General features: G+C 36.0%; 21 protein-coding genes and 1 pseudogene. 13 read left to right on the forward strand and 9 right to left on the reverse strand.

Annotated features, from left to right (window positions below; genetic code table 11):
• Positions 1 to 8: 8 nt before the first annotated feature.
• Positions 9 to 692 (reverse strand): hypothetical protein, encoded by a 684-nt coding sequence (locus CY0110_RS01095; protein WP_008272678.1) that lies wholly within the window; start codon positions 690 to 692, stop codon positions 9 to 11.
• 147 nt (positions 693 to 839) lie between these two features.
• Positions 840 to 1,961, reverse strand: a complete 1,122-nt coding sequence (locus tag CY0110_RS01100; RefSeq protein WP_008272679.1) for a site-2 protease family protein — start codon at positions 1,959 to 1,961, stop codon at positions 840 to 842.
• Positions 1,962 to 2,167: 206 nt separating this feature from the next.
• Between CY0110_RS01100 and CY0110_RS01105 the strand changes: the two genes are divergently transcribed.
• Genes CY0110_RS01105 through CY0110_RS01115 form a run of 3 tightly spaced genes read left to right on the forward strand, consistent with a single transcriptional unit; the run spans position 2,168 to position 4,277 of the window.
• Positions 2,168 to 2,815 (forward strand): DUF3318 domain-containing protein, encoded by a 648-nt coding sequence (locus tag CY0110_RS01105; RefSeq protein WP_008272680.1) that lies wholly within the window; start codon positions 2,168 to 2,170, stop codon positions 2,813 to 2,815.
• 27 nt (positions 2,816 to 2,842) lie between these two features.
• Positions 2,843 to 3,832: a sugar transferase gene (locus tag CY0110_RS01110; RefSeq protein WP_008272681.1), complete on the forward strand. Its 990-nt coding sequence runs from the start codon at positions 2,843 to 2,845 to the stop codon at positions 3,830 to 3,832.
• Positions 3,819 to 4,277 carry an ATP-binding protein gene (locus tag CY0110_RS01115; RefSeq protein WP_035797939.1) on the forward strand — a complete coding sequence of 153 codons (459 nt, stop codon included), beginning with the start codon at positions 3,819 to 3,821 and terminating at the stop codon, positions 4,275 to 4,277. Before CY0110_RS01110 ends, CY0110_RS01115 begins: the two co-directional genes overlap by 14 nt.
• Here CY0110_RS01115 and CY0110_RS01120 read toward each other — a convergent pair.
• Positions 4,274 to 4,507, reverse strand: coding sequence for a hypothetical protein (locus CY0110_RS01120; protein WP_008272683.1), 234 nt, complete (start codon positions 4,505 to 4,507; stop codon positions 4,274 to 4,276). The genes CY0110_RS01115 and CY0110_RS01120 overlap by 4 nt on opposite strands.
• 146 nt (positions 4,508 to 4,653) lie before the next feature.
• Between CY0110_RS01120 and CY0110_RS01125 the strand changes: the two genes are divergently transcribed.
• The 3 genes and pseudogenes from CY0110_RS01125 to CY0110_RS01130 all read left to right on the forward strand — a co-directional run bounded on the left by CY0110_RS01125 (position 4,654) and on the right by CY0110_RS01130 (position 7,187).
• Entirely contained in the window at positions 4,654 to 6,657 is a 2,004-nt protein-coding gene (locus tag CY0110_RS01125; protein ID WP_008272684.1) for an NAD(P)/FAD-dependent oxidoreductase, read from the forward strand.
• A gap of 90 nt (positions 6,658 to 6,747) precedes the next feature.
• A pseudogene (locus CY0110_RS31305) lies at positions 6,748 to 6,864 on the forward strand (element excision factor XisH family protein); the annotation flags it as partial.
• On the forward strand, positions 6,852 to 7,187 hold the full coding sequence (locus tag CY0110_RS01130; protein WP_008272686.1) for a XisI protein: 336 nt from the start codon (positions 6,852 to 6,854) through the stop codon (positions 7,185 to 7,187). The pseudogene CY0110_RS31305 and the gene CY0110_RS01130, both read left to right, overlap by 13 nt.
• Before the next feature lie 40 nt (positions 7,188 to 7,227).
• Here CY0110_RS01130 and CY0110_RS01135 read toward each other — a convergent pair whose 3' ends face one another.
• The 5 genes from CY0110_RS01135 to CY0110_RS01155 all read right to left on the reverse strand — a co-directional run bounded on the left by CY0110_RS01135 (position 7,228) and on the right by CY0110_RS01155 (position 13,623).
• Positions 7,228 to 8,562: a diguanylate cyclase domain-containing protein gene (locus tag CY0110_RS01135; protein ID WP_008272687.1), complete on the reverse strand. Its 1,335-nt coding sequence runs from the start codon at positions 8,560 to 8,562 to the stop codon at positions 7,228 to 7,230.
• Positions 8,563 to 8,565: 3 nt separating this feature from the next.
• Positions 8,566 to 8,955, reverse strand: a complete 390-nt coding sequence (locus tag CY0110_RS01140; protein WP_008272688.1) for a response regulator — start codon at positions 8,953 to 8,955, stop codon at positions 8,566 to 8,568.
• Positions 8,956 to 8,983: 28 nt separating this feature from the next.
• Positions 8,984 to 10,774 carry a sensor histidine kinase gene (locus tag CY0110_RS01145; RefSeq protein ID WP_008272689.1) on the reverse strand — a complete coding sequence of 597 codons (1,791 nt, stop codon included), beginning with the start codon at positions 10,772 to 10,774 and terminating at the stop codon, positions 8,984 to 8,986.
• A 452-nt stretch (positions 10,775 to 11,226) separates the two neighbouring features.
• Entirely contained in the window at positions 11,227 to 12,576 is a 1,350-nt protein-coding gene (locus CY0110_RS01150) for a UDP-glucose dehydrogenase family protein (RefSeq protein WP_008272690.1), read from the reverse strand.
• Between the two features lie 111 nt (positions 12,577 to 12,687).
• On the reverse strand, positions 12,688 to 13,623 hold the full coding sequence (locus CY0110_RS01155; protein ID WP_008272691.1) for a UDP-glucuronic acid decarboxylase family protein: 936 nt from the start codon (positions 13,621 to 13,623) through the stop codon (positions 12,688 to 12,690).
• Between the two features lie 351 nt (positions 13,624 to 13,974).
• Between CY0110_RS01155 and pyk the strand changes: the two genes are divergently transcribed.
• Together pyk and CY0110_RS01165 are read left to right on the forward strand one after the other, a co-directional pair.
• Positions 13,975 to 15,753, forward strand: a complete 1,779-nt coding sequence (gene pyk / locus CY0110_RS01160; protein ID WP_008272692.1) for a pyruvate kinase — start codon at positions 13,975 to 13,977, stop codon at positions 15,751 to 15,753.
• Between the two features lie 122 nt (positions 15,754 to 15,875).
• Positions 15,876 to 16,259 (forward strand): DUF4346 domain-containing protein, encoded by a 384-nt coding sequence (locus tag CY0110_RS01165; protein WP_008272693.1) that lies wholly within the window; start codon positions 15,876 to 15,878, stop codon positions 16,257 to 16,259.
• A 149-nt stretch (positions 16,260 to 16,408) separates the two neighbouring features.
• Here the strand turns inward: CY0110_RS01165 and CY0110_RS01170 are convergent, their stop codons facing one another.
• Positions 16,409 to 16,954 carry a hypothetical protein gene (locus CY0110_RS01170; RefSeq protein ID WP_232285662.1) on the reverse strand — a complete coding sequence of 182 codons (546 nt, stop codon included), beginning with the start codon at positions 16,952 to 16,954 and terminating at the stop codon, positions 16,409 to 16,411.
• Positions 16,955 to 17,211: 257 nt separating this feature from the next.
• On the opposite strand from CY0110_RS01170, the gene CY0110_RS01175 reads away from it, so the two are divergent.
• The 5 genes from CY0110_RS01175 (at position 17,212) to CY0110_RS01195 (ending at position 22,758) form a co-directional block, all read left to right on the forward strand.
• Positions 17,212 to 17,757 (forward strand): retropepsin-like aspartic protease family protein, encoded by a 546-nt coding sequence (locus CY0110_RS01175; RefSeq protein ID WP_008272695.1) that lies wholly within the window; start codon positions 17,212 to 17,214, stop codon positions 17,755 to 17,757.
• An 88-nt stretch (positions 17,758 to 17,845) separates the two neighbouring features.
• Entirely contained in the window at positions 17,846 to 18,808 is a 963-nt protein-coding gene (locus CY0110_RS01180) for a VWA-like domain-containing protein (protein ID WP_269719875.1), read from the forward strand.
• A gap of 233 nt (positions 18,809 to 19,041) precedes the next feature.
• On the forward strand, positions 19,042 to 20,676 hold the full coding sequence (locus tag CY0110_RS01185; protein ID WP_008272697.1) for a glycoside hydrolase family 10 protein: 1,635 nt from the start codon (positions 19,042 to 19,044) through the stop codon (positions 20,674 to 20,676).
• A gap of 76 nt (positions 20,677 to 20,752) precedes the next feature.
• Positions 20,753 to 21,889: an alpha-hydroxy acid oxidase gene (locus CY0110_RS01190; protein WP_008272698.1), complete on the forward strand. Its 1,137-nt coding sequence runs from the start codon at positions 20,753 to 20,755 to the stop codon at positions 21,887 to 21,889.
• 314 nt (positions 21,890 to 22,203) lie between these two features.
• A complete protein-coding gene (locus tag CY0110_RS01195) occupies positions 22,204 to 22,758 on the forward strand; it encodes an NUDIX hydrolase (protein ID WP_008272699.1) in 555 nt (184 codons plus the stop codon).
• Positions 22,759 to 22,769: the final 11 nt, after the last annotated feature.

The following is a 22,769-nucleotide window of genomic DNA, read 5'->3' on the forward strand; positions in this document are numbered from 1 at the left end:
ACTGATTATTATACTTTAGTAATTTTTAGCATTTGATTTCCTTTCGGTTGTAATTCATAGGAAACAGTTTCAATTTTACATTCGTAATCTTTGTTTTTAAATATTTTAATAACAATATCAACATAAGGTGAGATTTCATGTTTTAGGGTTATTAAAGGAAAAATTCTTACTTCTTGGCAAACTCTTAGCATTTCCCCAATTGCATCTAAATGAAACTGTTGATCAAAATATTCAGAATAAAGAAAAAGGAAATGAGAAATTAATCCTAATTCATATTCATTATCCTTATATTTTAATTTAGGTAATTCTCCTATTTCATAACGATTTTCTTTTTTCCCTTGTTCATAATCTTCACAAAATAAAGCAATCACTCTTTCTCTGTTTTTTCTTAATTGTTGGGGGGATTTATGATAACTCCAAACCCAGTCATTTGAGGTATTTTCTACTTGTTTAATAATGTCATCAATGACTTCATAAAAACGAGTTTTAATTTGCTCACTATTAAAAACATAAAGAGGGTCAACTGATTTTATTGTATAACCTAATTGAGTACCTTCGGTATTAAAACTAGCCGGTCCATCTGCTACACTTAGAATCCATCTTTTACAATCGTTTTCTGTTAAATTGAACATCTTAATATATTCATCAAAAGTTCGACCAACTGGCACAACTTTTTTTAAGTGTATTACCATATAATTTTCCTGATGCTCCTGATACTTAAAACATCTTATACCTTAATTATAATACGTAGAGCTATAATTTTTAAAAATCGGGTTATCCCTATAAATATCATAGAGGTCAACAACTGTTGACCTCTACCATGTTTTGATTATTTTCGATCAGGCAGTTTGTGTTTGTTTATCTTTTTCCAGTAATTTAATAATAGAATTTTTTTCAAGTAATCCTAGAACTTGTCCATTATTTCCTATTACTGTTAGCTGTTTTTGAGGATCATCTTCGAGCATTTTGACTACTTCTAGTAGGGTTTCATCTGACTTAATAGTAATCAAGTCTTTGATAGGTTCCATGACCTCAAAAAGCTTGATATCAATCCATTCAGAGGTAGGAACTTTTTTCAAGCTTTCTACTTCTAAAACTCCTGATAAATTGCCTTCTTCGTTAACAATTAAGAACTTTCTCCACTGATTTTTTCCAATCACATAATTATTAACAAATTCACGAATCGTTAGCTCACCAGAAACAATAGGACTATCAGGAATAACTGCATCTTCTGCTGTATAACCATTGAGGGTTTCTTGTACTTGTGCAGACTGGGCAGAAACACCAGCATTTTGTAACAAGAAAAAACCAATTAATAAAGTCCAAAAGTTACCAAATTGGATTATTCCTAAGATGGATAAACCACCAACAGCAACAGCTAACCAGCCAAATACTTGACCAACACGACTGGCAAAAATAATCCCTTTATTGGGGTTACCTGTAATCTTCCAGACGAGGGATTTTAAGATGTTTCCTCCATCCAAAGGTAAACCAGGAATCAAGTTAAATAACCCTAACACTAAGTTAATCGAAGCTAACAGTTCAATAATGGCTTCAATCGGTGCAGGAAAAGAAACATTAAAGGCAACAATAAATAGAATAGCAGCGAGTAATAAACTAACAACAGGACCAGCGATCGCTACTAAAAAAGCCTCTAATGGAGTGTCCGATTCTTTCTCTAAACTAGCCAATCCTCCGAATAAAAATAAAGTGATCGATTTAACATCAATTCCTTGAGAAATAGCCACAAAACTATGACCTAATTCGTGAGCTAATACAGAAGCAAACAATAAAATAGCAGCGACAAACCCTAAAAGCCAAGGGATAATTCCATTCAATTCTTGAAAGTAGGCTAATTGTCCCCCATAACTAAAAGTAACTAACCCCAATACTAAAAACCATGAGGGATTAACATAAAAAGGAATACCAAATAAATTTCCAACTCTTATATTGTTATTCATATGAATAACCTCCTATCGTGTCAGCGATTTTATCTTACATCGCTGTTTCTTAATCTTATTGTAACGAAATGTAAAATCTGGGAAAATTACAAGTTATCGTACAATCCGTCCTCAAAGGTTCGGTTTCTCACAAAACCATTTTTTTAACCGAGATTTTTGCTAAGATAAAATCCTTATATAATGAATAAAAGAAGTATTATAAGACTATGACCTATGTAACTTCTTCTGCTAGAGCAGAAATGAGTGAGCTAAGGCGGTTAAAAACATTACTGCCCCCAGAGCTACAAAACTGGGTAATGATAGAAGGGAGTACCGAAATCAATCCCCCTCTCATACGCTGTGAAGAATTGGGAAGAGACGAAGTAGAAATTCAAATCGACTTAGCGAAATGGGAAAATTTAGCCATTGATCAGCGAAATTTGTTATTTTGGCACGAAGTCGCCCGTATTCAAAATGATACTATTCCCAGAGAAGGATGGGAAATGGCCGCACTAGCCATCGGTTTAGGTGGAGCAGTCGGAGAACTTTGGGTGCAAGATGGTTTGCTTCTACTCTTAGCCTTGGGCCTCTGTGGTATTTCTGGGTATCGACTCTGGCAAAAAAATAATGGAGAAAGGAAATTAAAAGAATCCATTGAAGCGGATGATAAAGCTATTGCTTTAGCTACCCGTTTTGGTTATACTTTGCCCAACGCCTATAAAAGTCTCGGAAGTGCCTTCAAAACACTCATCGAACAAACTCCAAATCGCAGGCAACGGAAACAGTATGAATCTCGTCTCCAAGCCCTTAGACGCAGTGCAAGCAAGGCAAAAGAAAAAATGCAGCAGGAAAAGACAAAGCGTCCTCTGCGCTAATCTGTATGGCCAAATTCCGAACAGGTGATGACTATCCAAACGCCAGAAATCCCCTTTCCCATTGTTATTGTTGACAACTACCCTGTAATGAAAATGCCCAAACGCCTCACTGTATTAGAGGCAATCCATTTCAAGCAGGTATGTCATCAGTTTTTAGTTTCGTCAGTTTATCTTCCTAAACAGCTAATTTTAGACTTCAGTGAAACTGAATTTATGGATAGTAGCGGGGTGGGTGCTTTAGTCCATAACTTTAAGGCCGCTAAGAGTAAAAATGTTACCCTCATTCTTTACCAAACCCCTCCCCCAGTCATGGCGGTATTATCTATGACGGGACTTGATGAGATTATCCCTATCACTACTACCCTCGAAACCTATCCTCCAACCGTTTCAATACAGCCTCCCGAAACCCATCCTTCTGTTCGCTCGTGGATAAAACGAACAATGGATATTGCGGGCAGTTTGGTGGGTTTATTGATTACTGCTATTCTATTCATCCCCATAGCCCTTACCATTAAATTAGATAGCCCAGGACCGATATTTTTTCATCAAACTCGTTGTGGTTGGCTGGGAAAACGCTTTAAGATTATCAAGTTTCGCTCTATGTGTGCTGATGCTGAATCCCTAAAACAAAAAGTTCCGAATCAAGCAAAAGGAGCAATCTTCAAAAATACCCATGATCCCCGTATTACACGAGTGGGGCGTTTTTTACGCAGAACCAGCTTAGACGAATTACCTCAGTTTTTGAATGTTTTAAAAGGAGAAATGAGTTTAGTCGGCACTCGTCCCCCAACCCCAGATGAAGTAGAAAGGTATGAAGTCCCCCAGTGGCAACGTCTAAATGTTAAACCAGGTATGACAGGAGAGTGGCAAGTGTACGGGCGATCGCGAATTACCAATTTTGAACAGGTAATCGAATTAGACTTAAGATATCAAAAAAATTGGAGTCATTGGTATGATCTTCAGCTTATCTTGAAGACTGTGTTAATTTTATTTCATAAGAATAGTGGTGCAGTCTAATAACGGAGATAAGAAAAACCAGTCTTTACTTAAGCCTTTTCAACTTACCGTTAAGACTGAAATTGTGGCTTTAGAAAAGATTTTAGTTTGGTTTGAAACTATTGCTAAACCTTATTTACCCCCTAAAATTTTGTGGGAATGTAAACTAGCTCTATCTGAAGGGTTTACTAATACAGTCCTCTATGCTCACAAAAATCTACCAGCAACGATGCCGATTATTATTAATGTGAATTTTTATCAGACTTGGGTCGATATTCTGATTTGGAACCAAGGAGCTTTTTTCGATTTAAAAGCTAAATTAGCCGAGTTAACACAACAAAATATTGATCCTCTAGAATTAGAAAGCGATCGCGGTCTTTTTTTTATGGATAAATTAACCGATGAATTAGACTATATTCGCGTTGACTCTGATAAAAATTGTTTAAAAATGAAAAAACTGATTTAAGGAAAAGCTTGCCATGCTTGGCGAACTAAATCACTTAACCAGCGACGTTGGACTCTATCCAACAATGGATCATCTTGCAGAACTTCAGCCGTCAACTCGTCCAAGGATTGTCCCTGAGAACGGGCAAGATTAACCACTCCGGTAATGGCAACGGCGATCATTTCCTCATCGACTGGTTTAGTGCGGAGGGCAAATATTTCTTCTGGACTCTCTGGAATGGAATAATGCATATAGTTATCGTCAATTGTCTAAATCAGTCTCAAAATGTAAACTTTTTTTAAGCGTCTCTCAGAATACAGTAACGGAAAGTTTAGCTTACTTTCAACCTGACAAAATCTGTAATTTTGCTTAATTTTGATTTTCTTAACATATTGCAATGAAGGAAATTACTTATCTAGAAATTCCCAACCCTAACACTCGCGAGGTTTGTCGGTGGTTACAAGAGTCTTGGACTCCCCTAACAGGCAAAAAAAACCTTACACCAGATGGGGTTCGTTTACAAGTGGTTTCTGGGGTTTCTCCATCCTCAGCAAAAGAGACAGAATTATCTATTTTTGTCTGGTCGGTTCAACGAACCACTTACCTTAAAATTTTTCGTTGGGGAAATCAATCGTTTCCTTCACAAGCAAAGGTCTGTCGTCAGTTAGAAGATGAGATCAGAAAAGCATTTCCTCAACAATATCCTCAGTTACCAGAGTTAGAACCTTCTGCTTGTTCGATTTTTGAAGCTTTAGAACCTTATTATCCTAAAACAGTACATTTCTTTCGTAAAATGCCCCAAGGAGACACAGATTTACAACGGGTCTATTGGTGGGAAAAACGATGGCGAGAAGGGGTCAAAAATCCCCAAGAACCTCAACAAGTTATTTTTCAACAAAATCAGCCCCCTACCCCTTCGACCACTACCTATGACCTAATTTATGTTGGCGGGGCTTTAGGGGTCATTCATGCTGCTGTCATGGCACAATTAGGCTATCGGGTTCTATTAGTAGAACGATTAGTATTTGGACGGATGAACCGTGAATGGAATATTTCTCGGTCTGAGTTTCAAAGTTTAATTGATTTGGGGTTATTTACCTCTGCTGAATTTGAATCAATTATTGCCAAAGAATATATTGATGGATTTAATAAGTTTTTTGATGGAAATAATCCTTCTTATTTAAAAGCAGATGTGCTACATACCCCGAAAGTTTTAAATATTGCCATTGATACCACTAAATTTCTTAAGTTATGTGGTGATAAATTAAAACAAGCAGGGGGAGAAATTTGGGAGAAAACAGAATTTGTTAAAGGTAAAATTGATTCAGAAGGGGTAACAGTTAGTTTAGTTGATTTAGAAACAACAGAAACGAAAGAAGTTCGAGGACGCTTATTAATTGATGCAATGGGAACCGCTTCCCCCATTGCTTGGCAACTTAATGGTAAGCGAACATTTAATAGTGTGTGTCCGACGGTTGGAGCCGTTATTGAAGGGTTTTCTTCTGAAGTTTGGGATCATCAATATGGGGATGTTCTAAACTCTCATGGAGATATTTCTCGCGGTAGGCAATTGATTTGGGAATTGTTTCCAGGAGAAGGAGATGAGTTGACTTTTTATCTCTTTCATTATCATCAAGTTCATCCCAAAAACCCTGGTTCTTTGTTAGAAATGTACGAAGATTTCTTCAATATTTTGCCAGAGTATCGTCGTTGTAACCCCGAAAAATTGACATGGAAAAAGCCAACTTTTGGTTATATTCCAGGTCATTTTAGTGTTAGTAAAGGCGATCGCAAGGTAGCTTTTGATCGACTGGTAGCTATTGGTGATGCAGCCTCTTTACAATCGCCTTTAATTTTTACTGGTTTTGGCTCTTTAGTCCGTAATTTAGACAAATTAACCTATTTATTAGATTTTTGCTTAAAACATGATTTACTTAAAGCCGAAAATTTAAACCAAATTCGAGCCTATCAAAGTAATGTTGCAGTAACTTGGTTGTTTTCTAAAGGAATGATGGTTCCCACGGGAAAAATTTTACCACCACAGCGTATTAACGCCATGTTAAACACCTTTTTTGGTTTATTGGCTGATTCTCCCCCAGAAGTAGCAGATACCTTTATTAAGGATAGAACAACTTGGTTAATGTTTACCCGACTCGCTTTAAAAGCTGCGAGAAAAAATCCCGCTTTATTACTTTGGATCTGGGAGATGGCAGGAAATAAGGACTTAATTCGTTGGTTGGGTTCTTATTTTGAGTTTAGTGGTGATAGCTTAAAAAATCTCTTCTTTTCTTCTTGGTTTCCCAAACTATTAAAGCAACTTCCTGACGAGTTACAACAACGATATCCTTCTCTGTGGTTACGTTTGTTGAGTTTTCAGAGGAGTTTGACCCCATCTCGTTAAGTTAAACTTATACAAGTGAAATGGTACTGCTTAATATTCCCACTATTTCGTTGTTAATTGTTTGGCGATCGCTTAAAAGAAGTCCATTCAGATATTTATTATAGTTTTTTTGAGTTGCGGTTTATTCAAACAGTAATTCAACGATTACAAATTTATTTAATTGTTTACGATCCGATTGAGGAGATTATTGTTGAATGGAAAAATTAGAAAAATATCGTCAGTATGTTAAACAAGTTATTACTAAATATTCCCAGTTAGGTTCATCGAAAGATCCCATTGAACAACAATTAATTTTTGATACAGTTGGTGATCATTATCAATTGATGTATGTTGGTTGGCAAAATAGACGAAGATATCATGGTTGTGTTTTACATTTAGATATTAAAAATAGCAAAATTTGGATACAACATGATGGTACTGAGGTGGGAATAGCGAATGAATTAGTTGCATTGGGTGTTCCTAAAGAAGATATTGTTTTAGCTTTTCATGAACCTTTAGTTAGAGAATATACTGGGTTTGCAGTAGGTTGAATGGAGTCAAAAGTATCTCATTTCGTTTGAAGAACTGTTTTTATTGGAAAAAGTGATAATTATTGCGTCCTTGTTGTTTGACATAATATAAAGCAACGTCGGCTTTTTGGACTAAAGTATCAGTATCTTGTCCATGATCGGGATAAATTGCAATACCGATGCTACTACTAATATGGAGGGTATTATTTTCTATGACAAAAGGAACAGTTAGTTTTGTCAAAATTCTTTGAGCGATCGCAGAAACATCAGTTCTATGATTAATATCAGGCAACAGTATGAGAAATTCATCACCTCCTAAACGACAGATCAGATCCTTATCTCTCACACACTGTTGAAGGCATTCTACAAACCTTTGTAACAATTTATCGCCAATTCCATGCCCTAATGTATCATTAATTTCTTTAAAATGATCTAAATCTAAAAACATCACTGCTAACATTTTTTGAGTTTGTTGCGCTTGGTTTAAGGCAATACAGAGACGTTCTTCAAAATAGATACGATTCGCTACATTAGTTAAAGGATCATGTAATGCTTGATGTTTAATGATAGCTTCTGCTTGCTTTTGTTCTGTAATATCTCGAAAACTAAACACTCGACCAATCATTTTTCCGTTGAGTTTCTGAGGTTGCCATGAGTAATTGAAAATTTTATTATTGTTTAATTCAAGCAATTGATTGTTTTGTTGTTCATTTATATCCCTATTTTTCACTAAAATTGCTTCAAATATCTCAGGAGTTTTAAGTTGGGTTAACAGAAAAGCCAAACTTTGATTTTTATCGTTATTTGTGGCAATAGAATGAGGAATTGACCACAAATTAATAAACGTCTGATTAAAGCTAATGACTCGACCGATATTATCGATAACAAGAATACCCTCTGCAGTTGCTTCTAAAGTAGCTTGAAGTAACGATAACGAGTTGTGTAGTTTTTGATTAATCTTCTTTAATAACTTATTTTGTTCTGTTATTTGCTTATCTTGTTCGTAAGAATGTATTGCTTCTTTAATAGTTAAAATAAGGTCTGTTTCTTGCCAAGGTTTACTCAGAAAACGATATAAAGCACCGACATTAACAATATTTCCCACAGACACGGCATCTGCTTGTCCTGTGAGTAATATTTTTAACGTTTTGGGATAGTGATGATGAACTTTAATCAGTAACTTATCTCCCGATATTTCTGGCATTCTTTGATCAGAAATGATGACTGGAATTTCAATTCCTTCTTCAGTTAATTCCTCACAAAGATCGAGAACTTCTGACCCTTTTTGGGCTAATTCAATATCATAATTTTTACCAAAATGACGTTTGAGTTGTTCTCCCAAGCTATTTAAAATAACTTCCTCGTTATCAACACAAATAATTGTGGATCTATTCATAATTTATTTCAACACTGAATCAATTACTTCAAATAATTTTTTTTCTGTCCAAGGTTTGTATAAACAAGCATAAAGATTAGCCTGTTGTTTAGCTCGCTCAATGGAGTCTTGATCAGCTTGTCCTGTTAGCATAATGGTAATAATTTTTGGAAAATGTTTATGAATATTAATCAAAAATTCATCACCTTTTGTCCCTGGCATTAGCCAATCAGAAATAATAATAATAATGTTTATTTTTTCATTGTTTAACTCCTCAATAATTTCCCAAGCTTCGTCTACATTTTCAGCAACTTCATAAAGATAACGATTACCAAAATGTCTTTTTAATTGTTCTTTAAGGCTTTCTAAAATAACAGATTCATCATCAACACACAAAATCGCTGAATTTGACATAGATTAATATTGCTCCTATTGATTTACTTCATTCTAATTGTTCAGGTGAACTAATAGGTAGCCATACTGTAAATACAGTTTTCCCTGTTTGATGTTCCATGTTAATCGATCCGTTATGTTTATTTACAATTTTCTGAGAAATATATAATCCTAAACCACTTCCTTCTCCTGCTGCTTTTGTCGTAAAGAAAGGTTCAAAAATTTTATCTTGAATGTCTGATAAAATGCCTACTCCAGAATCAATGACTTGTACTTTGACCCCTTCATTGTCTTCAAAAACATTTAAAATTAAAGTTCCTTTGCCTTGCATCGCTTGAATACTATTATGAATAAGATTTGTCCACACTTGAATCAACTCGTCAGGATAAGCCCAAATTTTTGGTACAGATTGATAGTTTTGAAACACTTCAATGTCATGTTTCAATTGATTGTAATAGATTTCTAAAACATTGTTTATCCCTTCTGTTACTTGAATTAACTGTTTCTTTTCACTGTGATCATAATGAGCATAATTTTTCAGAGCAAATACAACTTTTGAGGCTCTTTCTACAGAAGTAAGGATAATACGATTATTACTGGGTAAACGAGTTAAGTTATATATTAAATTTAGAATCCAATCTACTTGGGGATGGTGTAACAGAGAGAGAAAAGGCTCGATATCTTTGTCAATACCAATATCAATTAAAATATCTGCTACTTTTCTAGCATTTTTAATATCATGATTTTGAAGTTCATGTATTAATTTTCGTTTCAGTGACCGCTTTTCTCTTGAAGTCAAAGAAGAGTTATTTTTTAAGCTATGAGAAAGAAATAAAAAGAATTGATTTTGTTCTTCACTGTTTAAATTCTGGTTGATTTTTGGCAATTCTGATAAAGCAGATTTTAAAGCATTATTAATATTATTACCTGCAGCTTGAATGGCTCCTAAAGGAGTATTGATTTCATGGGCAATCCCTGAAACTAATTGTCCTAATGCTACCATTTTTTCTTGTTGAATTAATTGCTCTTGAGTAGAAGATAATTCTTTTAATGTTTTTTCTAGATTTTGAGTTTGTTCTTTTAATTGTAATTCAGATGCTTTTAAAGAGTTGCGTTGTTTTTTGATTAAACGATCTGCATTTTTGACAATTAAAAATAAAATTACATAGACTGATGATAAAATAATAATAACACCAGAAACAACATTTCTTTGAGTGACTTTGATTTTATTAACTAAAGGAGTAACATCACTATAAATTTCAAAAACTCCTTCTATTTTTTCTCCTGTACTTTCGTGTTGAATTGGAAGATAGGTAGAAAGCAGTTCACGTTTTTGAATTTCTTCAGAAAAACTATTATAGTTATCTTTAGTGGCTAATTGAGTAACAAACTGGCCTTTTTTTGCCCCTTCAAATCCTAGAGAACCTTGGCGACTTTGACCAATTTGCCGAGTATCCGTTGAAAAAATGGTAGTTCCGTTTAAGTTAAATACTTTAACTTTGACAACTGATAGACCTTCCATCTGAGTTTCAGCAGCTTTAGTCAATGTTTCTAAATAGAAAGCATTGCGTAATTCCTGCTCATTCATATTTTCTGAGATTTTAATATAAGAACTAAGTTCTGTTCCTAAAGAATTGGAAAATAGTTTTCCTAAAGACGCATTTTGTTTTTCTCCTAACGTGATTAAATTTTGAATAGATTGGTGACGATAAAAATAGCCTAAGACGACTGTTGTGATCAAAAAAATGCTCAAACTGGTAATAGAAAAATAACGTAACAGTTGAAAAGGTTGTTCTTTTGTATTCTTTTTTAAAAAATTTTTAGTAAACAAGCTTAACATAGTAACAACATGATATTGAATCAGATCAACAACAGTAAACTCGCTCAGACAATTTTCTTAACTGAAGCTTAATCTTATTCTATGCCAAGTTTAAAATAATTAACGTGATCAATCTCACCTTAAGAGAAAATTTGACCGTGAAACCCAAAATATTGATTTTTTAGCTAAAATTGCTATATTTACTTTTCTTAAAATGTCCCTTAATTTTTTAGTCCAAACCTAGAACTCATATCTTGCACCTTCGATTACATGAGCTAGTTGAGGGAGGCAAGAGGCAAAAGGCAATAGTATTTCATTTTGACGCTAACTTATTCACAATTGATGATCTTCTGATAATTATTAAGTTTTCTTGTACTGATGCAAGATGTAAGTAGAAGAAGCAAAAAAAATGAGTAGAACATCTTGAAACTAAAGATATCCTACTCACTGATTTAATTTGAAAATAAGACTGATTAACGTCCAATTCCTACATAATGGAAACCGGCCATTTCTAACTTAGACCGATCTAAAAAATTACGACCATCAATAATTACAGGGTTAGCCATGACTTGAGCCATTTTCCCGTAATTGAGGCTTAAAAATTCTTTCCAGTCGGTGACTAACACTAAAGCATCACAACTATCGGCTAACATTTCCGCATCCGTTTCTATTAGGACATTGGATAAACCGTGACTTAACCCAGATTGAGACACAATCGGGTCATAAGCCTTAATTTTGGCACCGAGACGGTTTAACTGTTCAATGATAATTAAAGCCGGTGCATCACGCATATCATCGGTATCAGGTTTAAAAGTTAACCCTAATAAACCAATAGTTTTCCCTTTAAGGATTTTTAATTCTTGTTGTAGCTTTTCAACCGCAATTAACCGTTGACGCTTGTTAACACTAACCGCAGCATTGAGTAATTCTGTCTCATAATTGTAATCCGTTGCGGTATGAATTAACGCTAGAACATCTTTAGGGAAACAAGAGCCACCCCAACCGATACCCGCTTGTAAGAACTTATTACCGATACGAGAATCTAAACCGATACCTGCAGCCACTTGGGTGACATCAGCCCCGACGCGATCGCAGATATTAGCAACTTCATTGATAAAACTAATTTTAGTGGCTAAGAACGCATTAGCAGCGTATTTAATCATCTCAGCAGAGTTTAAGTCCGTTACCACCACAGGAACGGGAGGCAAAGAAGGATCATCAGCAAATTTCCGATCCACCAAGGGTTGATAAAGTTCTTGCATCATAGCGATCGCTTTATCATTGTTGCTACCCAGAACAATGCGATCGGGATTAAAAGTATCATAAACGGCTGAACCTTCCCGTAGAAATTCGGGGTTACTGACAACATCAAACTCTACATCCCTAGGAGAGTCTTCCCGTTTCGCCAACCCATCCATGACAATCATTCTCACCCAGTCTCCTGAACCAATAGGAACCGTAGACTTGTTAACAATAACCTTGTAACCACCGTTTAAATTTTCTCCAATACCTCGCGCTACCGCTTCAACATAACGGGTGTCACTTTCGCCGGTGGGTAAAGCAGGGGTTCCCACAGCAATAAAGAGAATTTCTCCGTGGTCAACGCCGGCTGCTAAATCAGAGGTAAATTCTAAACGACCTGCTTCCATACAACTGTGCATTAATTCAGAGAGGCCAGGTTCATAGATAGGAGACTGGCCGGACTTCATCAGTTTGACCTTTTCCTCGTTATTATCGATACAAATAACATGATGGCCAATATGAGATAAACACACCCCAGTCACTAAGCCAACATAACCAGTTCCAATAACACAAACGCGCATAAATTTTATCCTCTAAATTTATATTGTTTAAAGCAAGACTTTCTAGGGATGATACAACAGCATCATTTTCTAAGTTAGAAGGATTTTAAACTAAGTTGTCTTAGAAAGAGTTTAACTATCTTTTGACACTCGTTCTCGAAAATCCTTAATAGCCAATTCTAACCCTTCTTTTAAGGGAATAGTAGGTTCCCAATCAAGATAAGTTTTTGCCTTAGTAATATCCGGTTGTCTTTGTTTAGGATCATCTTGGGGTAGGGGTTTATAAACTAACTCAGCGTCAGGATTAACCATTCCTTGGATTATTTGAGCCAGTTCTAAAATAGTGTATTCTCCTGGGTTTCCTAAGTTCACAGGGCCAATATAGTCACCATTCATCAGACGAATTAACCCTTCGACCAAATCAGAAACATAACAAAAACTGCGGGTTTGAGAGCCATCTCCATATACTGTCAACGGGTTTCCTTTGAGGGCTTGTACAATAAAATTACTAACGACTCGACCATCATTTTCTAGCATTCTCGGCCCGTAAGTGTTAAAAATACGTGCCACTCGAATGTCAGTTTTATGTTCTCGATGATATTCAAACGCGAGGGTTTCGGCCACCCGTTTTCCTTCATCGTAACAAGCACGTAACCCCGTACAACTGACATTACCTCGATATTCTTCTGGTTGAGGATGAACATCTGGGTCACCATAGACTTCTGAAGTAGAAGCTAAGAGAATACGTGCATTAACTCGCTTAGCTAAACCCAACATATACAAAGTCCCTAACACATTAACTTTAATGGTTTTAACGGGATTATGTTGATAATGAATAGGAGAAGCTGGACAAGCTAAATGATAAATTTGATCCACTTCTAAACGGATGGGTTCCGTGATATCGTGTCGAATCAATTCAAAATAAGGATTACCAAACCACTTAAGAATGTTCCGTTTGTGGCCGGTATAAAAATTATCTAAACAGAGGACTTCATGTCCTTGTGCCATCAAGCGATCAATGAGATGGGACCCAATGAAACCAGCACCACCCGTGACTAAGATTCTCATGCAGTCTACAAGTTCAAAGTTGAAATTAATATTAACTTACCTTTGGTTTGGGTTTTGGCCAACCCCTTTAAGTTATTTATTTTGGCAAATCGTTAGTTACTGGTCACGTATAAGTGATAACTGGTCACTGATTTTGGCTTTTAATTCTCCTTCTTCCTGCGTTCCGTCAAAACGATCCCTAAAAAAATAGCAAATTTTCTAACTCAAAGTAACTATTCATGAGATCCTAAGTAAAGACCCTATTTTTATAAATGTTCGTTATAGATATTGAATCAGAGGTTGAGATAGTATCTTTTTGGTGACTTCTGATTTCTAGTATATTGATCGTTTCTCCCCTAAATTTAGCTCCCTATGTCCTTTTCTTCTATGGCTCGCCGAACAAAAATCGTGGCAACTATCGGCCCTGCTACCCAAAATAAAGAAATTTTACGTCAATTAATTTTAGCTGGGGCGACTACCCTACGACTTAATTTTTCTCATGGTGATCATGACTATCATCAACATAGTATTCGCCTCATTCGTCAAACTGCTTTTGAGTTAAATCAACCGGTTGCCATTTTACAAGATTTACAAGGACCTAAAATTCGTTTGGGTAAGTTTGTTAATGGACCGATTACCCTTAAACCCGGTGACCCTTTTATCTTGACCAGTCGTCAAGTCGAATGTAATCAAACCATTAGTTCTATCACCTACGAGTACCTCTCCGAAGAAGTCCCTGAACAAGCTAGAATTTTAATGGACGATGGCAAAGTCGAAATGAAGGTCGAACAAGTGGATAAAGAGAATAAAGACCTTCATTGTCGGGTTGTGGTTGGGGGTGTATTGTCCGATAGCAAAGGGGTCAACTTTCCAGGGGTGTATTTATCCGTTAAAGCCTTAACCGATAAAGATAAAAAAGATTTGATGTTTGGTTTAGATCAAGGCGTAGACTGGATAGCTCTAAGTTTTGTGAGAAATCCTCAAGATATTCTTGAAATTAAAGAAATTATTGCCAATGCAGGGAAAAATGTGCCAGTCATCGCCAAAATTGAAAAACATGAGGCGATCGAGGATATGGAAGAAATTCTTGCTTTGTGTAACGGGGTAATGGTAGCACGAGGAGACTTAGGAGTAGAATTACCCCCGGAAGATGTGCCTATTCTTCAAAAACGGTTGATTACTACGGCGAATAGATTGGGTATTCCTGTGATTACAGCTACTCAAATGTTGGATAGTATGGCCAGTAACCCTCGTCCCACCCGTGCTGAAGTTTCCGATGTAGCTAATGCTATCTTAGACGGAACCGATGCGGTGATGTTATCCAATGAAACGGCTGTGGGTAAATATCCCGTTGAAGCAGTGGCAACTATGGCCACTATCGCTGAACGCATTGAAAAGGAACCCACAGCAACTAAACTGATGTCTGAGGAAAAACAGTCGATTACCAATGCTATTTCTTCGGCGGTTAGTCATATTGCTCAAGAACTCAATGCAGCGGCCATTATGTCCTTGACAAAAACCGGCTCAACGGCTCGTAATGTCTCTAAATTCCGCCCTCAAATCCCTATTTTAGCAGTGACTCCTCATGTAGATGTGGCACGACAATTACAGTTAGTTTGGGGGGTAAAACCGTTATTGGTGCTTGATTTGGCCTCAGCCACTCAAACCTTCCAATCCGCCGTTAACGTCGCTCAAGAAAATCAGTTACTCAAAGATGGGGATTTAGTGGTAATGACCGCAGGAACCCTACAAGGGGTAGCAGGATCAACAGATTTAATAAAAGTAGAAATGGTTAAGGCTATCCTGGGAAAGGGGGTCGGCGTTGGTCAGGCTTCAGCCAGTGGACGCGCTCGAATTGGCCATCATGCCAGAGAATTGGGTAATTTTGAACCTGGGGATATTTTGGTGGTGCCTGGAACCAACGCGGAGTTTGTTGATATGATGCGTAAAGCGTCTGGCATTATCACCGAAGAATCCAGTCTCACCAGTCATGCTGCTGTCATTGGTTTACGTTTAGGGGTTCCTGTTATTGTCGGATTAAAAGAGGCGACCCAAAACATCCGAGAAGGAGCAATTATTACTGTAGATGCTGAAAAAGGTTTTGTTTATTCGGGTATTGTTACCAGTAATAGTCATTATGGAGCGGTTTAACGAAGTCAGAAGTCATCCCAAATCCGCTTTTAAAAGCAGACTAAACAAACCCTTTGTTGCCTCTTGCCTCTTGCATGAGTGCCTATTTTCGTTAGTAACCTATGATAATCAGACCTAGTATTATGAACGAATTAGCACAAACTATTAAAAAACTTGATGATCAACTCTCAAAACGTCCGATCGCTCTTGATCCAGGAGGATATTTTATTATTTATATCGACCGAGAAAATGAACTTATTTGTGCTAAATATTTTACCAATATTATTAATGAAAAAGGACTAGCTGTTGACCCAGAAACAGGTGAAGTGATCGCAGCTAGGGGGAAAAGTAATCGTACTTCTGAAACCCTTTTTACTGGACGTAGTGCGAAAGAATTATGTGTTAAAGTAATCGAAGAAAATAAACAGTGTCCCATTACAATGTTAGATCATGCTGCTTATTTAGGCCGAGAATTTATGAGGGCAGAAATAGCATTAATTATGGGAACTGAATATATACAAGATTAGCAATCAGTGATCAGTTAAATTGATTGGTCACTATTAACTGGTCATACCAAATCCGCTTATTTTAGTAGAGTAACGTTTTTTCTCCCCACTCCCTGCTCCGAAAGTTAATACTATACTATCTAAAGCGGATCTAGTATCACTGGTTACTGTTAACGTCTAGCAGCACAGTTATTTAAAGCTTGTAACACTTTATCGGGATGTTTCTCCATCAAAAATGCCTCTCCTTCATAAGGCAAATCTTGGGGTTCATATAGATTTAAACTTTCCCAATCTGCTGAACCTAAACTGGCTAAAATAGAGCGAAATGTAGAAGAATCAGCATTCATAATAGGAACAACAACTCCATTATTTAATCCAGCAGCACAATCTTGAACCACGTGCCAACTTTCATGGGCCAAAGTTTCAATATAAAGGTTAAAATCTTGTCGATTATTTTGACACATGGTCATTCTATTATAATCAGGCTGATAATATCCTAATAAACCGGCTTCACAACTTTCATAACTAATAGAAATTCCTGCATTTTTTAAAGCAGTGAAAAACTTCTGCTCATAAAAATTATAACGATTGGAATCGTCGCCAGATAAATCAACACAACGACCATTATTAGTCATCATATAATTACCATAATCGCAATTATCAAAATCGCGGGAACTACTGCGCGAATAATCTTGAGCATCCGCTGAATTTGCCATGATTACACTAGCAGAAACAAGCGTGGTTAACAGGGTAAGAGGGATTTTCATTTGTTGATAAGTTCTAAAATAGAATTTATTATCGAGTATTCCCAAATCGCTGTTAAAACTTTCTTTTCAAAAGATGATTTTGATCACTGGTTAAATGTGATACCTATCACAGTTAAGTAATCATTATAAGATAACGTATTGTGTAAATTATGATTATCGTTTTGGGCATATTAAACCATAAAGCCCTCTAGCATTTATTGATTCTTATGGCTATTAAACAAATTCTTAGTACCAGTATTGTCGTCACAGGGATGGTGTTTGCTTCTTCTTTTGTGCCAACTCAAGCACAACAATCTTGTTTTTTGCAAGGGGATAATGGTCAAAATATTGATCTCGGTCATCTTTGTGGGGGTTCTGGTTCTTCTAACACCTCTGTTTCTCCTCCAACTGGTGTATTTACTGTTCCTATCAAACGCAGAGATTCTGGTATTCCTGTGGTAGATGTCACCTTTAATGGCCGACATACCTTTGAAATGCTCTTTGATACTGGGGCCAGTGGGATTACTATTAGCACGGATATGGCTGACGCGATGGGTTTAAAACCTCAAGCCGGCGCGTTTTCCCAAACGGCAGGGGGAGTGGTTCCCATTGGTTTGAGTACGGTATCTTCAGTCAAAGCAGGGGAACTCAGTTCGTCTAATCTACAAGTCGCCATTAACCCATCGTTACCTATTGGACTCTTAGGACAAAACTTTTATGGTCATTATGACGTAGTGATTAAAGAAAATACTATCGAGTTACGCACGAGATAGGCAACCGTAAAATGACCCCCACCGCCCTAAAAACCTATCTAGAAAGCCTTGTCACCCATAACCTTTATATCAATTACCAGAAGGAGGAATTCGTAAACCTGAATGGGAAAAAATGAGCGTTGAAGAAATCTATGATTTATTGCTTAAAAATTCTTGTGATTTAAAACTACCTAACCCTGATTTATTATCCCAACCTCCCGATGATTGTCAAGGCAATAGTTCAAGTAATTCTCAAGATTCAGAAAAAGAAAATGATAGCAATAATAGCTCATCTGAAAATCAACAAGATAATAATAAGACAAAGAGCGATCAAATTGATGGTTTCAATGGTTCAGAAACTTCTCAAAAATCGGAACAAGAAAATAATAAGACAAAAAGTAATCAATTTGATAGTTTAACTCAAGCAGAAAAAGAAAAATTGGCATCTCACTGGCGAAATGCAATGCAACAAGCAACTGTTATTCAAAGAACAAAAAGTCAAGGAACATTACGAGCAGGAATTGAAAGACAATTACAAGAAATTTCTCAATCACAAATTGATTGGCATAGTTATTTATGGCGATATTTAATACAAACGCCTACTGATTTTCAAGGATACGATCGCCGTTTTATTGGTCGTGGTTTATATTTAGATGCTGTAGCAGGAGAGTCGGTTCAAGTCTTTGTTTGTGTGGATACCAGTGGTTCTATTGGTAATCAAGAATTACAATTATTTTTAAGCGAAGTTGTGGGTATTTTAGGGTCGTATCCTCATGTTAAATGTGAATTATATTATGCTGATGCAGATGTTTATGGGCCTTTTTCTCTTACTTTGGATCAAACTATTCCTAAACCTCAAGGTGGAGGAGGAACTTCTTTTATTCCTTTCTTTGAAAAAGTAGAAGAAAATAGAGATCCTAATTTAGAAGGAGTTTGTGTTTGTTTAACCGATGGTTATGAATCTTTTCCTGATATGAAACCTGAGTTACCGACGCTTTGGGTGATTACTCCAGGGGGACTAAACTTAAATGAAATTCCTTTTGGTGAAGCTGTTAAACTCTATGTTAATTAACGATAAAATCTATTCGTTTTCTCTAGTTTATAAAATTGGAAATAATATTAAATTTTTTTAGTATTAGAAAATCTTTTAAAAATAAGTAAGTCTTAGAGAAGACTCTAATATGTATGGACTTTTCCTTATGTAATCGGGCATAATCAACTTAACATTATGATAATTATCCCATTTACATTAATATGATCGCTAAACTATAGAATAATTCGACTCACACTTAAATTAATTGCGCTATGAGATGGTCTATTTTTAATCAAATTTGGCGATTGCTTTTAAAATCTCGCTTTTTACAATTATTTTTAGCTACTTTTTTCAGTTTTCTATTACTCAGTCATCCTTTATTTGCTTTTTCTCCTCCTAAAACAGAAATTCGAGGGGTTTGGTTAACCACCAATGACACCGAAACTCTACTGGATCAACCCAAACTAGAAGAAGCGATCGCCCAATTATCCCGTCTTAATTTTAATACAGTCTATCCGGTGGTGTGGAATTCCGGTTATACTTTATATCCCAGTGCGATCGCAGAAAGAGAGGGAATACAACCTTTTGTTCATAAAGGTTTCCAAGGACAAGATCCCTTGACAGATTTAATCGCTAAGGCACACGATAAAGACTTATTAGTGTTACCTTGGTTTGAATTTGGGTTTATGGCCCCACCCAGTTCGGAATTAGCCAAAAAACACCCTCAATGGTTGACTCAGAAACGAGATGGAACCCAAACTACCATCAGTGCAGCCGGGGAGGTAGTATGGTTGAACCCCTTTCGTCCCGAAGTACAAAAATTTATTACTTCTTTAGTGATGGAAGTAATGGACTTATACGATGTTGATGGGATTCAATTTGATGATCATTTAAGCTTACCTAGTGAATTAGGTTACGATCAATATACGGTTAATTTATATAAAAAAGAAACGGAAAAAGATCCCCCTGCTAACCACGAAGATCCTGCTTGGTTAAAATGGCGTGCTGATAAATTAACGGCTTATGTTTCGCAATTGAATCAAGCGATAAAAGCGAAGAAAAGTAATGCTATTTTTTCTGTTTCTCCCAACCCTTATGATACCGCTTATCAAGGTTCTTTACAAGATTGGTTTACTTGGGTAAAACAGGATATTGTTGATGAAATAATTGTCCAAGTTTATCGACCAGACTTAGAGACTTTTGTTAGACAAATAGAAAAGCCAGAAATTAAAGAAACTCGACAAAAAATCCCTACAGGTATTGGTATTTTAACAGGGTTAAGAAATCGACAAATTGAAATGGAATTTATACAACAAAAAGTCTTAGCAGCGAAACAAAATGGTTTAGGAGTTTCTTTCTTTTTTTATGATAGTTTATGGAACTATGCACCAGAATCTAAACTAGAAAGACAAGAGAAATTTTTAGCTTTATTTCCCTATCCTGCTGAGAGAAAATTAGAAACCCTTCCCCCTTTACCTCCACCCCAATCTTTACCGACTCTAGAAACACCTGTAATCCCAGAAAATACCACTAGAGTTGATGAATTTAAACCTTACCAAATCCCAAGAAATGATAGCATTGATCCTTATAATCAAGTTCCTGGGGGAAGTCAAAATAATCCTTCTAACCCACCTCAAGAAATTATTGTTCCTGTTGAAAATAATACTCCTTATCAACCTCAAGAAAATAATAAACCAATAGAAGTAAATCCCTCTAACCCATCTCAACAAATCATTATTCCTGTAGAAACAGCTAACCCCAATGAACCAGCAGAAACTACACCAGAAATAGAGAATAATCCTCCTTATCAACCATCAGAAGGAGTTACCTTTGATGAGAACTTTACACCTTATCAACCCCCAGAAAATATGCCTATTGTTGATGAAATGAAGCCTTACGAACCTTAAAAAATATTGATTTCTAAGAAGACAGAAAATTAACTAAGTTATTATTAAGTAATAAGGTTGATTTTATTGATTTTCTATGATTAAACCCATTAACCTTTTTGAATATGAATCCTTAGCACAACAACAGCTTTCCTCTATGACATGGGGTTATTATAGTAGTGGTGCATTAGATGAAATTACTTTAAAAAATAATAGAAAATCCTTTGAAACTTATCAACTTTATCCTAAAGTTTTAGTGGATGTTAGCGAAATTAATTTATCAACAACGTTGTTAGGGCAAACCTTATCTATACCTATCGGAGTTGCACCGATGGCTTTTCAATGTTTAGCCCATCCCCAAGGAGAAAAAGCCACCGCTAAAGTGTTATCTGACTTAAAAACTTTGCTGATTTTAAGCACTTTATCAACTACCAGTTTAGAAGAGGTTGCAGCTTGCCAAGAACATAATTTAAGATGGTTTCAATTATATATTCATAAAGATAAAGGGTTAACCAAAGCATTAGTAGAACGGGCCGAAAAGGCAGGTTATACGGCTATTTGTGTAACCGTAGATGCCCCCATGCTAGGAAAAAGAGAAATTGATATTCGGAATCAGTTTACTTTACCTGAATCCTTAAAATTAGCCAACTTAGTTAGTTTAGAGGATTTAGCGATTCCTAATAGTAGTAATCAATCAGGATTATTTGCTTATTTTCAACAACAAATCGATCCTAGTCTTACTTGGAAAGATTTAGAATGGTTACAATCTATTACCAAGCTTCCTATTGTTTTAAAAGGTATTCTAAGGGCAGATGATGCTCGTTTAGCGGTCGAAAATGGGTCAAAAGGTATCATCGTATCTAATCATGGAGGAAGACAGTTAGACGGCGCAATAACCACCTTAGAAGCATTACCGAAGATTGTTGAAACTGTAGGAAATGAAGTAGATATAATAATCGATGGAGGCATTAGAAGAGGGACAGATGTATTTAAAGCCTTAGCATTAGGGGCAAAAGCGGTATTAATTGGTCGACCAATTTTATGGGGGTTAACAGTTAATGGAGAAGCAGGGGTGAATCACGTTTTAGAATTGTTAAAAGATGAATTATTATTGGCGATGGCTTTAAGTGGTTGTCCTAGTATTGCGGATATTAATGATAGTTTTTTGCTTAAAGATCATTCCCACAGGACATCCGGCATCCAGTTGCACTCGAACTCTTTGCCCCTCTTGTAAACATCTTGCGCGGTTAGTTTAAGTCTCCAATGTCGAGCCATTAGGACAACTAAACTACTGTTGCGCTTTGACAGAGTATGGAAAAACCGTAATACTTACAAAAGCAATGGAGCTAATGAAAAAAGATGATTTTAGTGCTTCGATCATAATGCACTCCCTAATCTCATGAAAATTGTTATCATTGAGCATGATAATCTTAACTATCTATCAGTTTCTCACTAATGCTTTTTAAAAGTTCCATAGTTGACCGAATAATTATAAAAAATTAATTATTTAAGACAAATTCCATCACTCAATCACTCAATATTAAGTTCATGTCAACAGAAAAAGAATTACCGATTTATTTACAACAAAACCTATTTTATCGAGGTCGAAAATTTAATTTTGATGTCAATAAATTACGTTTACCTAATGGAGTTGAAGGGAACTGGGAGTGTATTCGTCATCCTGGGGGGGCATTAGCAGTCCCTATTACTAAAGAAGGTCAATTAGTATTAGTAAAACAGTATCGTTTTGCTGTCGAAAAAAGAATTTTAGAATTCCCTGCTGGAACCTTAGAAGTTAATGAAGAAGCTGACCTTACTATCAAAAGAGAAATACAAGAAGAGACAGGTTACGAAGCAAAAAAATGGGATTATTTAGGTAAATTTCCCTTAGCTCCTGGTTATTCTGATGAGTATATTTATGCTTTCTTAGCACAAGAATTAGAGAAATCAGAAAAACCTCCCGAACAAGATGATGATGAAGATATTGAAGTATTTTTAATGAGTTTTGAGGAATTTGAAAAAGCTATCTTATCAGGAAAAATTATAGATGGTAAAACTATTGCTAGTTTTTTCATGGCAAAATTATTCCTAGATAAAAATTAGAATTAGTTAAG

The sequence above is a fragment of the Crocosphaera chwakensis CCY0110 genome (assembly GCF_000169335.1).
Classification (GTDB): Bacteria; Cyanobacteriota; Cyanobacteriia; order Cyanobacteriales; family Microcystaceae; genus Crocosphaera; species Crocosphaera chwakensis.